This window comes from Shewanella sp. T24-MNA-CIBAN-0130 (assembly GCF_040310185.1).
Lineage (GTDB): Bacteria > Pseudomonadota > Gammaproteobacteria > Enterobacterales > Shewanellaceae > Shewanella > Shewanella psychromarinicola.
This window is the reverse complement of sequence record NZ_JBEOPP010000058.1, coordinates 1-16,021: the sequence shown is the minus strand read 5'-3', so window position 1 is coordinate 16,021 and position 16,021 is coordinate 1. Positions and strand designations below refer to the sequence as shown.

9 protein-coding genes are annotated in these 16,021 nt (G+C 40.8%); 7 read left to right on the top strand and 2 right to left on the bottom strand.

Going from position 1 to position 16,021, the window contains the following annotated elements; genetic code table 11:
* Positions 1 to 163 precede the first annotated feature (163 nt).
* The 7 genes from AAEZ02_RS18135 to AAEZ02_RS18105 all read left to right on the top strand — a co-directional run bounded on the left by AAEZ02_RS18135 (position 164) and on the right by AAEZ02_RS18105 (position 13,973).
* Positions 164 to 2,212 carry a DUF1302 domain-containing protein gene (locus AAEZ02_RS18135; protein WP_124013023.1) on the top strand — a complete coding sequence of 683 codons (2,049 nt, stop codon included), beginning with the start codon at positions 164 to 166 and terminating at the stop codon, positions 2,210 to 2,212.
* Between the two features lie 13 nt (positions 2,213 to 2,225).
* Positions 2,226 to 3,590: a DUF1329 domain-containing protein gene (locus AAEZ02_RS18130; protein WP_124013024.1), complete on the top strand. Its 1,365-nt coding sequence runs from the start codon at positions 2,226 to 2,228 to the stop codon at positions 3,588 to 3,590.
* Positions 3,591 to 3,652: 62 nt separating this feature from the next.
* Positions 3,653 to 4,663, top strand: coding sequence for a WD40/YVTN/BNR-like repeat-containing protein (locus AAEZ02_RS18125; RefSeq protein ID WP_124013025.1), 1,011 nt, complete (start codon positions 3,653 to 3,655; stop codon positions 4,661 to 4,663).
* A gap of 49 nt (positions 4,664 to 4,712) precedes the next feature.
* A complete protein-coding gene (locus AAEZ02_RS18120) occupies positions 4,713 to 7,019 on the top strand; it encodes an efflux RND transporter permease subunit (RefSeq protein ID WP_124013026.1) in 2,307 nt (768 codons plus the stop codon).
* A gap of 326 nt (positions 7,020 to 7,345) precedes the next feature.
* On the top strand, positions 7,346 to 12,190 hold the full coding sequence (locus tag AAEZ02_RS18115; RefSeq protein WP_351124315.1) for an NAD-glutamate dehydrogenase: 4,845 nt from the start codon (positions 7,346 to 7,348) through the stop codon (positions 12,188 to 12,190).
* A gap of 61 nt (positions 12,191 to 12,251) precedes the next feature.
* On the top strand, positions 12,252 to 13,271 hold the full coding sequence (pyrD, locus tag AAEZ02_RS18110) for a quinone-dependent dihydroorotate dehydrogenase (RefSeq protein WP_351124312.1): 1,020 nt from the start codon (positions 12,252 to 12,254) through the stop codon (positions 13,269 to 13,271).
* A gap of 168 nt (positions 13,272 to 13,439) precedes the next feature.
* A complete protein-coding gene (locus AAEZ02_RS18105) occupies positions 13,440 to 13,973 on the top strand; it encodes a cell division protein ZapC (RefSeq protein WP_101031044.1) in 534 nt (177 codons plus the stop codon).
* 883 nt (positions 13,974 to 14,856) lie between these two features.
* Here AAEZ02_RS18105 and AAEZ02_RS18100 read toward each other — a convergent pair.
* Both AAEZ02_RS18100 and AAEZ02_RS18095 read right to left on the bottom strand, forming a co-directional pair.
* Positions 14,857 to 15,606: an SDR family oxidoreductase gene (locus AAEZ02_RS18100; RefSeq protein ID WP_351124309.1), complete on the bottom strand. Its 750-nt coding sequence runs from the start codon at positions 15,604 to 15,606 to the stop codon at positions 14,857 to 14,859.
* 94 nt (positions 15,607 to 15,700) lie between these two features.
* Entirely contained in the window at positions 15,701 to 15,961 is a 261-nt protein-coding gene (locus AAEZ02_RS18095) for a histidine phosphatase family protein (RefSeq protein WP_351124306.1), read from the bottom strand.
* Between the last annotated feature and the right edge of the window lie 60 nt (positions 15,962 to 16,021).

The window sequence follows — 16,021 nt, the reverse complement described above, 5'->3', positions numbered from 1 at the left end:
GATCATATTTGGTCACACAGCGTTAATTTTCTTAAACATTTTCTTTTTTTTGACCTTGCTCAATATAGTTAAATGCTGTAACAATAGTGTTGCCTGTGGGCTAACAAGATGTTGGTTAAATTCCTATAACAACTAATCCAACAGGTTACGGAGATGAACTAAAATGAATATTGTTAAAAAAAGATTTAACAGGTCGACTCTCGCTTTGGGGGTGGTGTCGGCATTATGTTTGGGGATGAGTACTTCTGCTTCAGCGGTTTCATTTGATTGGGGTGATGTTCGGGGCACTTTTGATTCAACTTGGACTGTCGGCGCCAGCTGGCGTGTATCAGACCGTGATTGGAATGACCAAATCGGTAAGGTGAATCAACCACAATTTGATTGGTCAGGTTACTCTGCATTTGGTGGTGCATTTGGTTCAACCAAATATACCTCAGCGGAGATTTGGGAGCAGCCAGGTTCTTATTCAAGCAACAATGATTTAAGTAATTTACTGTATGCACAAGGTGATACCACTTCTGAGATCGTCAAAGGTCTTCATGAGCTGTCTTTAAAATATGAAAACTACGGCGTCTTTTTACGCGGTATGTATTTTTATGACCGTAAGCTAAATGACGGTGATTATGATTTTAATGATCCATTAACGGGCAAAGAATTTGATCCTTGTGAAGACAACAAAGCATCAGAAGTGCAATGTAAAGACATTCGCTTATTAGATGCATTTGTTTACGGTAACTGGAATTTAAACGACGGCGCAAATCCATTAAGTGTTCGCGTGGGTAACCAAGTGGTTTCTTGGGGTGAAAGTACCCTTATTTCTCACGGTATCGCTGAAATTAATGCTGTAGATTTAAACATCCTCAATGCACCTGGTGCAGAGCTTAAAGAAGCTTTCCGTCCGCAAGGTATGGTTTGGGCATCGTTAGGGCTAAGTGAGAACTTAAACCTTGAAGCATTTTATCAATATGACTGGCAACCAATTTGGGTCCCTACACCTGGTTCAAACTTTGCAACCAATGATTTCGCTGGTTTTGGCGGCTATAACCAAAATGCGCAATTGGGTTTCAACTCTAACCCAGACATCAACCAAGATTTCCTGATTTCTGAATACACACGTCTATATGACGCGGCGGCAGCGAGCGGATTTAATTCGGCTTATGCAGCTTATATGTTGTCGTATTCAACCAAAGCAGCTTTAGTTAAAGATGCTGCAGATCCAAGTGATGATGGCCAATTTGGGGTTAAGTTAGGTTATTATTCGCCAGAACTAGGTGAAACTGAATTTGGTTTGTATTACATGAACTACCATAGCCGTCGTCCACTTATTAGCGGTACAGCTTCTAATTTTACTGCCGGAGCTATTGGTCGTGATTATGGTCGTTTAGCACAAAGTGGTGGGGTTATTGACCGCGAGCTGTTGTTAAGCATGGAAACCTTTACTAAGTCACAAATTGTCTATCCTGAAGATATCCAATTGTATGGTTTTAGCTTTAACACCTTAGTGGGTGACACTTCCGTTGCCGGTGAAATTTCCCATCGTGTTGATGAGCCATTGCAAATAGATGACGTAGAGTTATTGTTTGCTGCTATGCCTCAGCAATTAGCTAACGCAGGACTCCGCCCTGATCTTGATGGTATTTCGCAACTGGATGTTCCTGATCCTGGTGAAACGGTTGATGGTTTCATTCTCACTGATACCACTCAAGCGCAAATGACCTTTACTCACTTGTTTGGTCCTACACTCGGTTTAGACAATTTGACCATGTTGGCGGAAGTGGGCGGCGTATGGGTCCATGATATGCCTGATTTTGATGAATTACGTTTAAATGGTCCAGGAACGGCTCGTTCTGGTGGTAATCCAGAAATGACCGGCATTATTGCGGCTGTGCATAATGGCCCAGAGACCAACCCATTCCCAACTGATTTTGCTTGGGGTTATCGTTTAGTGGCTAAAGCTGACTTTAACAATTTTTTTGCGGGTGTGAACATGTACCCAAGAATTATCTTCTCTCATGATGTTGATGGTATTACACCGGATCCGATGTTCTTATTCACCGAAGGCAGAAAATCTGTTGCTCTGGGAGTGAACTTTGATTATCAAAGTCGTTGGGGTGCGGATATTTCTTACAACAGCTTCTTTGGTGGGGTAGGAACAACAAATGCCATGACAGATCGAGATTACATCTCTTTCAACGTCAAGTATTCGATTTAAAAGGATAATTATAATGAAGAAACTGACGATATTATCGGCAGCAGTGATGATAGCACTGAGTGCACCTGCTGCGCTGGCGAAAGTATCACAAGCTGATGCAGACAAATTGGGTACATCATTAACGCCCTTGGGTGCTGAAAAAGCGGCTAATGCTGATGGTTCAATTCCTGCTTGGAGTGGTGGTATTAGTAAGCCTATTGCTGGGTACACTAAGGGCATGCATCATCCAGATCCTTTCCCGAGTGACAAAGCGTTATTTACAATTACTAATGCAAATAAAGCGCAATATGCTGAGTTTTTATCTCCTGGGCAGAAAGAATTATTTGAAGTATATCCAGATACTTACAAAATGAATGTGTATGAGAGCCGTCGTACTGCTGCAGTACCTCAATATGTCTCAGATGCGACCAAAGTCAACGCTGCCAGAGCTGAGTTAGTGTCTCAAGGCAACGGTATTACTGGCGCGACTATCGGTGTTCCTTTTCCTATCCCTGCTAACGGTCTAGAAGTCATTTGGAATCATATTCTACGTTTTCGCGGTGTTGATGTAGAAACGTATCGAAGCCAAGCAGCGCCAATGTCTAATGGTTCTTATACATTGGTAGAAACTGCTGAGGCAATTCGCTTTGAATATTCTCGCCCTGAAGTGACCCTAGACAAACTTAAAGAAACGAATACTTTGTTCTACTTTAAGCAGGTGGTCACTCAGCCAGCGCGTTTAGCCGGTACTGCGTTGTTGGTAAAAGAAACCATGGATCAAGAAGCGTTACCACGCCAAGCTTGGACCTATAACACTGGACAGCGTCGCGTTCGTAAAGCGCCTAACGTCGCTTTTGATACGCCAGGTACTGTGTCCGATGGATTGAGAACAACCGATGATTTCGATATGTTTAACGGTTCTCCAATGCGATATAACTGGGAGTTAGTCGGCAAAAAAGAACTTTACATTCCATATAATGATTATCGTTTACATTCAGATGCATTGAAATACGACCAAATTTTAAAACCTGGTCATATTAATCCTGAATATGCACGTTATGAAAAGCATCGCGTATGGGAAGTGAAAGCAACATTAAAAGAAGGAATGCGCCATACCTATAAGACCCGAGTGTTTTATATTGACGAAGATTCTTGGCAAATATCTGTAACGGATATATACGATAACCGCGATGAACTTTATCGTGTCGGTGTCGCTCATAGTATCAATTATTATGAAGTGCCTACTCTGTGGAGTACATTAGAAGTCTTCCATGATCTTCAATCACGTCGTTATTTAGCGATGGGTTTAGACAATGAAGGTCGTATGTACAATTTTGATGCATCACTTTCTGAAGCTAACTTTACCCCGGACGCATTAAGACGTGCTGGTATTCGTTAATTAGCCATAAATAAAAAAAGGGGCGTTTTACGCCCCTATAATAAATTGTAAAGGAAGTTTGTATGACGTTTAACATGCTTCGCAGTGTAGTGGCGATTGGGATTAGTGCATGTTTATTTACTACTTCAGTAGATGCTCAACTCGATCCTCTTTCTGTTCAAATTCAACCCTTAGCTCAATCCTCTTTATTACTTGATATTGCCAATGCGGGCGACACACTTGTTGCGGTAGGCCAACGCGGTAATGTATTGCGCTTAGAGAATAATCAATGGCATCAAGTTGCAACTCCAGTATTATCTCAGTTAACCAAAGTTTTTTTCTTCGATGAGAAACAAGGTTGGGCCGTCGGACATGATGCAACCATCATTCACACCCAAGACGGTGGATTAACGTGGTCTGTGCAGATGCAATCTGCTGACATTGAAAAACCCTTTATGGATGTGCGTTTCTACAGCCCTGTTGATGGTATTGCAGTTGGTGCGTATGGATTATTTTATCGCACCTCAGATGGCGGTAAAACATGGCTGGAAGAGTATCACCAAGAATTGCTCTTTGAAGAAGACGTATCCTATTTAAATGACCTTAAAGCCGAAAATGAAGCCTATTACTTATCTCAGCGATCGTTTTTATTACCTCATTTTAACCGTTTAATTCGTTTGCAAGATAATCGCTTGTTGCTTGTCGGTGAGCAGGGCATGGTAGCGGTATCGGATGATAATGGTCACACATTCTCAAAAACCAATTTTGACTATGATGGCTCAATGTTTAATGCCATTTCGGTTGGGGAAGATGTCTATGTAATGGGGCTTCGTGGTCATGTATTTAGGTCGGATTTAAGTCTATCAGAATGGCAACAAGTGGATTTACCTGTCCAATCATCAATCAATAGCGCACTTATTACACCTAGTAATGACCTTTACCTAGTCGGAAATGCTGGGATTGTGTTGTCTGTCGATGATGGTAAAGCAACCATTGTTACCAGACGTCAAGGTGAAAATATTGTCGCAATTGCCAAAGACAGTAAAGGCCAGTTATGGTTTGCCGGTTCTAAGGGACTGTTCCAGCTTGACTAACTCTTGGGTTAGATTGGACAATTAAAACAACAATAATAGGGCCGAAAAGATGTTAGAAAAACTGGTCAATGGATTTGAATCTCATTTATTCCGTAATCGGAAATGGGTCATAATTTCGTTTATTTTTATTACTATTTTTTTAGGGTATCAAGCCAGCCAATTAAAAATGGATGCGGCTTTTAGTAAAAATATCCCTCTCAATCACACTTACATGAAAACGTATACTAAACACCAGAAAGATTTTGGTGGTGCCAACAGCATTATGGTTGCGGTTGAAGACACTAGTGGCAATATATTCAATCCGGAATTTTTTGATGCACTGAAAAATGTACACGATCAATTATTTTTTATTCCGGGCGTAGAACGTTCTCAGGTTAAGTCTCTCTTTTCACCTTCAACTCGGTTTACCGAAGTCGTTGAAGATGGCTTTGCTGGCGGTCCGGTTATCCCGGCGGACTTTCGTAATGACGAGTACAGTCTTAACGTTGTGCGTAATAATATCGAAAAAGCCGGTATTGTTGGCCGACTCATTGGCAATGATTATACCTCTGCCATGGTATCTGCACAGTTAATGGAGTTTGACCCGCAAACAGGTAAAGCCATTGATACTATTGCGTTTGCTAATCAGTTAGAACAAGAGCTTCGTGGCAAGTTTGAAAACGATAAAATTAAGATTCATATCATCGGTTTTGCAAAAATGGCAGGGGATGTTGCAGAAGGCGCCAAAGGCGTTCTGCTGTTCTTTTTGATAGCCATTGCCATTACCGCTGTGATGGTGTACTTATTCTCAAAATCGATAATGCTAACCATATTGCCATTAATGTGTAGTTTGGTTGCGGTATTTTGGCAATTAGGACTCTTAACTGTGGTCGGATTTGGCTTAGACCCCATGTCGATTTTAGTGCCATTTTTAGTGTTTGCCATTGGTGTCAGCCATGGGGTGCAGATGATCAATGCTGTACGTCGTCGTGTGCTTGATGGCCAAACAACGAAAGCGGCGTCTGCATCGGCTTTTCGCAGTTTATTAGTGCCCGGTGGGGTTGCGCTATTATCAGATACGGTCGGCTTTTTAACCTTACTAGCCATTGATATCGGTATTATTCGAGAGTTGGCAATTTCTGCATCATTAGGCGTAGCAGTCATTATTTTAACCAACCTTATTTTGTTACCTTTGGTGATTTCATATTTTGAATTACCGGTTAAACAAGATAAGCCACAGAAACGTCAAAAAATCGAAAAAATGTGGCGTGGACTGTCTAAGTTTGCTACCCCTAAATATGCTGTAGTGGTATTGATTTTGACAGCCATACTCTATGTGGTTGGTTTTCAGCAAGCTTCAAAAATGAAAATTGGTGATTTACAGGGTGGGGCACCTGCACTGCATCAAGATTCACGTTATAACCAAGATACCTTCTTTATTACCAAACACTTTTCGATTACAACCGATGTAATGTCAGTGATTGTAGAAGCCAAACCTGAGGCTTGTACGTATCATTCCGTGTTAAGTCAAATTGATCAATTTGAGTGGATGGTAGCTAATACACCTGGGGTTGAGTCAACGGCGAGTTTGGCGTCGATTGCGAAAAAAGTGAATGCTGGGTTTAACGAAGGTAATCCGCGTTGGGAAATTTTACCTCGTACCACCGCGAGTTTAGTGCAGGCTGTTGGCCAAGTGCCAACAACGTCAGGTTTGCTCAATGGTAATTGTTCAGTGATGCCAGTGTACTTGTTCTTAACCGATCACAAAGCTGAAACCATTGAGGTTGTGGTTAATAAAGTCAAGGCCGTTGCCGCACAGCTTAACTCTGACACACTACAATTTAAGCTGGCATCAGGTCCAGTAGGTGTCATGGCGGCCACAAATGAAGCCGTGAGCGAAGCTCAGCTACCCATGATGTTATATGTTTACGGTGCCGTGTTTGTATTGTGCTTAATTAGCTTTAAATCACTCAAAGCGACTATTGCGGTGATTATCCCGCTTTATGTGGTATCGACATTAGCGCAAGCGTTAATGACAATGCTTGATATTGGTCTAGCGGTCAGTACCTTACCCGTTATTGCACTGGGTGTAGGTATTGGTGTCGATTACGGTATTTATATCTTGTCGACGATGTCCAATAAACTCAGTAATGGCATGCCGGTGCAACAAGCGTATTTTGAAGCATTAGTTGAGCGCGGCAGTGCGGTTATCTTTACCGGCTTGACGTTAGCCATTGGAGTGAGTACTTGGTTCTTCTCAGACCTTAAGTTCCAAATGGATATGGGAATTTTGCTTACATTTATGTTTTTAGTGAATATGTTAGGAGCAATTATTATTCTACCAGCACTTTCAGCTATGTTTTGGCGAAAAAAGTAGCTAAAACATATGATTAAATAAAAAAGGGAGCTTAGCTCCCTTTTTTATTTTGCATAGTTACGCTATGCAAACGACTTAAATGTCATTTTAAACACTAATCTATGCTGTCTACTAAATTTATAGAGGATGTACCACTAAAATTTTCCTCGATATAGCAGCAATTTAGTAATAAACTTTGCACAAGATCTCAGATATGAGTTTCTTTTGTTAAACAAAACGGTTATTGACGTGATATACACAAAATGACTCGGACCGACAGAATCAACAAGCCGAAACATCCATATAATTATAAGAGCGCTGCCATAGACGCTTAAGGAATCTGCACCATGGCCTTGAAAGATGCAATGCCTTCAGTACTACTGGAAAATGTAGTCAATTTAATTTACACAAAAATCCCTCATTCTCAAGCCAAACAAGTTGAGCAATTTGCTAACTGCCTCTATGCCCAAATGTCAAAAGACGATCTCAATGCCCGTAATGACAGTGATTTGTATGGTGCCGTAGTGAGCCTTTGGAATGCACTGAATAAAACGGCACAGGACAAAACACACATTCGTGTATTTAATCCTAGCCAAGCCAAACATGGTTGGCAGTCAACTCATAGCATTATTGAGGTTATCCAACTTGATATGCCTTTCTTGGTTGACTCGCTCTCAATGGCGTTAAATCGAATGGGCATCACAGCTCATGTGATGTTGCATACGCCATTAGCGGTCGTGCGTGGTAATAACAAGGTGACAGATGTGTCATTTGTGAATGACGCGACAGATGGTAGCAATAATGTGGCGGTATTCTTGGTCGAAATTGACAAGCAAAATAGTGATGCTGACATTAAGGCCATCGAAAAAGAAATACAAACAGTACTTGCTGATGTCACTGCATCGGTCAATGATTGGCAATTAATGTCTGCTACATTAACCGAGACTATTAAGCAATTACCTTCACGTCCGTTTCCTGGTGAGAAAGCTGAACTTCAAGAGTCGATTGATTTCTTGAACTATTTGAACAACCACCATTTTACTTTGCTTGGCTACCGTTATTATGATTTAAAACGCGTTGAAGGCGATGTTGAGCTTGTTCCTAATATTGAATCTAGCTTAGGACTAATGAACCGTTCAAAAACCTCACACAGTGAGCGTGGTTTATTACTCTCAAGTTTATCTGATTCTGCTCGTAAAGAGGCATTAGATGAAAGCTTACTCGTTCTCACCAAAAGTTCTGCTAAAAGCCGTGTGCATCGTCCGGCTTATGTTGACTATGTCGGTGTTAAACGCTTCGATAACAAAGGCAATGTCATTGGTGAAGATCGCTTCATTGGTTTATATGCTTCCAATCTTTATAACCGGAGTCCTCGTGAGATCCCATTACTGCGCGAAAAGGTTCAGCGGATCTTGGCCCGTTCAGGGCTAGCACCACGCTCACATGATTACAAAGCGTTAATGAACATCCTTGAGAACTTACCTCGCGATGAGTTAATTCAAGCGAAAGATGATGAGTTATCGGACATTGCTTATGGTGTGCTTGAAATGCAAGACCGCGATAAATTAAAGCTGTTCGTGCGTAAAGACGGTTATGGTCGTTTCTTATCGTGTTTAGTGTATGTGTCCAAAGATCGTTACAACACTAAATTACGTCAAGATACTCAACGCATTCTGGCACAGCATTTCCAGAGTAATGAAGATGTTGAGTTCACAACCTATTTCTCAGAGTCAACCTTGGCTCGAACTCACTATATTATCAAAGTTGATAATAATAATATGGATGTTGATGTGATTGCCATTGAAAAAAATCTTATTGAAGCTGCTCGCTCGTGGGATGATAAATTGCACACAGCGTTAAATAATACTGTTGGGGAACAAGCCGGTACTGGCTTAACCAAACGTTATTTAAATACGTTCCCACCTAGCTATAAAGATGATGTATTACCTAGCTCTGCTGTTGTCGATATGCAACATTTAGAAGCATTGGATGACGATCACAAGTTAGGCATGTTGTTCTATCAGCCACAAGAGTCGGCGTTAAACAACAATAAAGTTCGCTTAAAACTGTTCCATAAAGACGAACCTATTCACTTGTCCGATGTATTGCCAATGCTTGAAAACTTTGGCTTACGTGTGATTAACGAACGCCCGTATGAAGTCAAAACCAATGACGGTGCGACATTCTGGATTTTAGACTTCTTAATGACAGTGCAGGGCGCGGCAACAGAAAACCTAGCCGACAGCCAAGATCGTTTCCAAACGGCATTGTTGCAAGTTTGGCAAAAGAAACTGGAAGATGACGGTTTTAATCGTATAGTGCTGTCAACCGGTTTAAGCGGTCGTGAAGTGTCTATTTTACGTGCTTATGCTAAATATATGCGTCAAATTGATGCGACATTTAGTCAGTCTTACATTGAAGAAACTTTCAGCCGTTATCCTAAACTAGCGGACTTATTGGTGAAGATGTTCATCCGTAAGTTTAATCCTAAGTTAAAAAACCGTACGTTAAGCAAGTTCCTTGAACAAGTGAACCTACAACTTGATGATGTTTCAAGCTTGGATGATGACCGCATTATTCGTCGTTATTTAGATTTAATTAACGCCACAATGCGTACCAACTTCTACCAAACGGCTGCAAATGGCCTGGCAAAAGATTACCTTTCGTTTAAGTTTTCGCCAATCTTGATCCCAGAAATGCCTAAGCCGTTGCCTAAGTTTGAGATTTTCGTGTATTCACCTCGTGTTGAAGGTGTGCATTTGCGCGGAGGTAAAGTGGCCCGTGGTGGTTTGCGTTGGTCAGATCGTCGTGAAGATTTCCGTACCGAAGTACTCGGTTTAGTAAAAGCACAACAAGTGAAAAACACCGTAATTGTCCCTGTTGGTGCAAAAGGTGGCTTTGTCTGTAAGCAACTGCCAACCGAGGGGGGCCGTGAGGCATTCTTCACTGAAGGGCAACAATGTTACCGCATCTTTATCCGTGCGTTGTTAGATATCTCTGACAACATTAAAAACGGTGAAGTGGTTCCGCCAGTCGATGTTGTTCGCCATGACGAAGATGATGCTTATTTAGTTGTTGCAGCCGACAAAGGCACCGCGACCTTCTCCGATATTGCTAACGAGATTGCGATTGAATATGACTTTTGGTTAGGTGATGCGTTTGCCTCTGGTGGCAGTAACGGTTATGACCACAAGAAAATGGGTATTACTGCCCGTGGTGCATGGGAATCAGTGAAGCGTCATTTCCGTGAGATAGGCGTAGATTGTCAAACTACACCCTTTAGCTGTGTCGCCATTGGTGATATGGCGGGTGACGTATTTGGTAACGGCATGTTGTTATCGGAACAAACTCAATTGGTTGCTGCATTTAACCATATGCACATCTTTATTGACCCTACGCCAAAGATTGCAGAAAGCTATGCTGAGCGTCAGCGTTTGTTTGTGTTACCTCGCTCAAGCTGGGAAGACTACAACGCGAAACTGATATCTAAAGGCGGTGGGATATTCCTACGTGCTGCCAAGTCAATTAAATTGACGCCAGAAATCAAGCGAATGTTAGACACTGACAAAGACGCCATGACCCCAAGTGAACTAATGAAAGAACTACTGAAAATGCCAGTAGATTTGATTTGGAACGGGGGGATCGGTACCTATGTTAAATCGAGCAAAGAATCGCATTCTGAAGTCGGCGACCGTGCTAATGATACTTTACGGGTTAATAGTAAAGAAGTTCGTGCCAAAATTATTGGTGAAGGCGGTAACTTAGGTTGCACTCAATTAGGCCGTATTGAATATTGCGCTAATGGTGGCCGCATGAACACTGACTTTGTGGATAATGTTGGCGGTGTAGATTGTTCCGATAACGAAGTTAACATTAAGATTTTCTTAAACACCTTAGTGGCTGAAGGTGAGTTAACCGTTAAACAGCGTAACCGTTTACTTCAAGACATGACCGATGAAGTCAGCGAGATTGTGATCCAAGATTGTAAAAGTCAAACCCGTACTATTTCAGTGACACAAGTCGATGGTGTGTCGCAGTTGAAAGAACAAATTCGCTTTATTCAGTATCTTGAAAAAGATGGCAAGCTTGATCGTGCACTTGAATTTTTACCAACAGATGACGATTTAGCTGAACGTTTAGCCAATGGCCGAGCGTTAACTCGTCCTGAAATATCGGTATTAGTCGCGTACGCTAAGATGGTACTTAAAGAGCAATTAGTGACGCCTGAAATCACTGAAGATGCTTTTTTAAGTAAGTTGCTCGTCGCTTATTTCCCTAAAAAGTTACAAGCAAAATACGCTGACAAAATGACCGCGCATCCTTTACGAGGTGAAATTATTGCAACATCTTTAGCCAATGAATTGGTTAATGATATGGGCTTTAATTTTGTGCAACGTATGCAAGATGAGACCGGTGCAACAGTTGCTGAAGCGGCGATTTGTTATACTATGGCTCGAGAAATCTTTGGCCTTGACGAGTTAACCGCTTCAATTAGTGATTTGAATGGCGTAATACCTGCAGTAGTGCAGGGTGAAATGTTACATCAGTTACGTCGTAATATGCGCCGTGCGTGTCGTTGGTTTATCCGTCATCGTAATCGCGCTCATAATATTGATCAAACCGTTGCGTTCTTTAAGCCCGTGTTTGAACAGCTTAAAACCAATGTCGATCAATATATGATAGCGGCTGAAGTGAACGTTATTTCTGCCGAGATTAATGCGCTGACCAACGAAAATGTTCCTCAAGCCGTCGCAGAAGTTGCGGTGAAAATGAGTTCATTATTCTCTGCGTTAGACATTGCACAAATTGCTCAAATTGAGAATAAGTCAGTTGAACTGGTATCAGAAACTTACTTCAAACTCGGTGCTAAAGTTGAGTTACATTGGTTCTTAGAACAAATCAGTGCCCAACCTGTTGCTAACCATTGGCAAGCACTTGCCCGTGCGGCATTCAGAGAAGAACTTGATTGGCAGCAACGTGCATTAAGCTCTGCAGTATTACGGACTTGTAGTGATACTTGTGATGCAGATAGTGTGATTAATCAATGGATTGAACAAAATAAGTCTTTGCTCGAAAGATGGTATCACATGCTAGCGGATTTTAAGGTTTCTCAAACTCATGAATTTGCGAAGTTCTCAGTCGCCTTACGAGAACTGAACTTACTGATTTTGCATTGCGAAAGTCAGAAGTAGTTTTTATAATGTGAATAAACCCTGGCGATTGCTGGGGTTTTTTTTAGGTCTAGGAGAAAACATGTTTTACAAACTTGCACAAAAAGTAATGTTTCAGATGGACCCTGAGTTAGCTCATAATCTAGCGATTGGCAGTTTGAAAATTACCGGAAACAATCCGTTAAATTGTTTTTATCGTCAACAGGTTAAAACGGCTCCAGTAACCTGTATGGGACTCACTTTTCCTAACCCTGTTGGTTTAGCTGCAGGTATGGATAAAGATGGCGAGTCAATTGATGCTTTTCATGCTATGGGCTTTGGCCATATTGAAGTCGGGACGGTAACGCCACGTCCGCAAGCGGGTAATGATCAACCACGTTTGTTTCGATTAAAACCTGCCAAAGGGATTATTAATCGTATGGGCTTTAATAATAAAGGTGTCGACAATCTGGTTCGTAATATGATGGCTAAGAAGTCTGACATTATGGTTGGTGTGAATATAGGTAAAAACAAAGATACACCAGTAGAACAGGGTAAAGATGACTACCTGATCTGCATGGAAAAGGTTTATCAATATGCCAGTTATATTGCCGTTAATATTTCTTCTCCTAACACCCCAGGTTTACGTTCAATGCAATACGGTGAGTTACTTGATGACTTATTAAGTTCAATTAAAGCCAAACAAACTGAGTTAGCCGCTAAACATGGTAAATATGTACCTGTGGCGTTAAAGATTGCTCCTGACTTGACCTCAGACGAAATTAAAGCGATTGCCGATTCACTGTTGAGTCATCAGTTTGATGGTGTCATTGCGACCAACACCACATTAAGCCGAGATAATGTTACCGGTTTAAAAAATGCACAAGAAACAGGCGGATTAAGTGGTAAACCTTTGGCTGACTTATCAACTCAAGTGATCAAGCAATTATCGATCTATTTGCAAGATAAGATCCCGATCATTGGTGTGGGTGGGATCAATAGTGCGGCAGATGCCTTAGCCAAATTTGACGCGGGTTCAGTCATGGTGCAGATATACACGGGTTTTATTTATCAAGGACCTAAACTGATTGATCAGATCGCTAGGGCTTACTGTACAAAATAACATCTAAAATACTAGGTTATTGATCAAAAATCATGCCGCGATCGAATTTTAGATCGTTCGATCGCGCTAACACTATGAAATTTATGTTATATTTTTTATTTAAATTTTGATATTGCGTGAAATATAATCTATTATAAATATGTGTTTAACATTTAGGTGTAAATAGTCATGTTATTAATGCCAAATAAGGACTGGCATTGGGAATACAATGAAAGCTTAAACCAATTAAGTATTTCATTAGGTTCCGAGATGGAGTTCTTAACCCCATATAAAACAAAATTATTAATTCCTGATGCACTAACGGCTAAGGAATTTACCCTTGAACACGCAAAATTTTATATTAACATGCTCGAAACCTTACCTAAGGTTTTACATATCTCTGATGCAGGTATTGTACAAACCGCACTAAATGCCACCGCCGCCCATTTTTTATTACAATCGCAAATGCCAAAGTCTTGGTTTTTTGACGTGAGTGATGAATGTGTTTATTGCGATGTGGGTAAGTTATTTCAACTTAATTGTGGCTACTCTAAAGTATTAGGATTAGTGGTTGAAAATGGCTTACAAGCTGCAACCGTGATGATTTTATCGCAATACTGTCAGTTATCAGAAAATAAATCATTAGTGCAATTTGATACTATAAAAGTGATGCATAATCGTTTACATCCACTGCGTAAAGCTAAACAAGTTGTCGCTGCATAGTTAAGTTTATTGGTTTAATTTATTACCGCTAATTACCATTTTCAATGGCAACGTGCTCTACATTACTTTCCCAAACAGGCTCTTCGCCTAGTCTCATTTTTGTTGTCTCAACAAATATATTCAATAGTGATGTTGTGTTTCTATTTGGATTGATAGCATTACCAGCGCCATCATAATCACTTAATTTGATAGCCTTGCAATAGTTGCATCAATCCACGTTCATTGATGTGTTTGTCCAACATGTAATGCCCTAACATTCTGCAACTTAGGCCAGATTTAATTGTATCTAAAATGAGCTCTTGTTGCTTGAGCTGATAGTGCCCTTTGCGCTCCCTTCATTAATCTTGATCCATTATGGGATGAATACTAATAGGCACGTTAATTACCCCCGCCTATTATGAATAACATAAACTGCCGCCAATATATTCTATTCAGCATCAAATTTTAGTCTCGCTCTATTGATAATCAATTGTGGCGGATTTAGGATCATCATTTGATAGCAGACTGATTTATTGGTTATTAAATCAGAGTGTTTTTGTATGACCAATACTAAATTCGATGTTATATCTGTCATCTATTACTCAGTGAGCTTGCGTATCGGTAGACTACCAAAACAATTTACTGGTTTTTTTACGCCTTGTTGACTAAATAGTGTTGGATTAATGCTGTGTAATAAGCCTTTTGGTAGTGGCTAAAATAATGCCATTATACTGAGAGTGTCAGATGAATATATAAGCTAGTTATAGCATGATGATCCGCATCCGCGACCTAATTCACATTTTTACTGGGTTAACATTGTGCTGATTAATGATTTCGGAAAATTATTGAATCTTTGCAGCATCATCTGGGCTTGTTATCACGATGCTGCGATTTTTGGCTAAACTCAGCTCATTTTACGGATCATGCTGATCGGAGCAATACGCAGCAGCCAATGTAACATTGCCCACGGATAACTTGGCACATAGGCATTAGCCTTTTCTTTTTGGATGGCCTTTACCAAGGCTTTACAACCCGTCTCAGTGTCGACAATAAAGGGGACTGTCTTCACTTTCTGGTTAATTTCACTGCGAATGAAACCGGGATGAACACAAGTGACTCTTATTGGGGTATCCATAACATCAATGCGCATACCTTCAGACAATGAGGTTAAGGCTGCTTTGGTGGCGGCGTAAACGGTCATGGCACGTCTAAAACCACGTACTGCACTGATGGATGACATGGTCACTAGGTGGCCATTATTTTGTTCACGGAATATAGCCATTGCGGCTTCACATTGGGCAATAGCGGCAATAAAGTTGGTTTGCGCCGTTTGTAAGTTGGCTTCAAAAAAACCCGTCCCAATTGAAGCCCCTTTGCCCATACCTGCATTAACGATAACACGGTCCAGTTGTCCTAACTCTTGTTTAAACTGACTAAACACATCAAAGACTTGTGGGTGGTTGTTCACATCAAGGGACTTAATTAACACCTTGATATTAGGGTTAATGGCCAATAGTTCTTGTTTTAATTGTTCAAGGCGGTCCATTCGTCTGGCGCACAAGGCTAAATTATAGTCTTGCTTGGCAAATTCAATTGCCATGCCGCGCCCTAAACCCGAACTCGCCCCTGTTATCAATATATTTGTCCGTTTCATCATCTGCTCTTTTTATTTTATAATCGTTATTTATATAGTGATTGTCTTTAATCTTTATGGCTCTGGGTAAATAAAACTCTAGGTGATTTAATTATTAAATCAAACTGTGTAAATGTCGCTGTTCACCACCAAAAAAACTATGCTCATTCATAGTGATTAAGCTTAATCGTTGTTGTTTTAGCTGTAATTGAGTCACGCTGCAATTAACTAATTGTTTATTGATATTAAAGAACTGGATTTCTGGTATTGATAAAACCTGCATAATAGCAGTACTTATTACGCCGCCAGAGGTGAACACAAATACCGTGTCATCTTGTTCTGTCTGAGTGGTAAGTTGTTGTATACCCGTGATCATTGAAAATGCTTGATTTTGTCCCAAATGGGATCATCATAGCCCTATGAAACAAATTACACT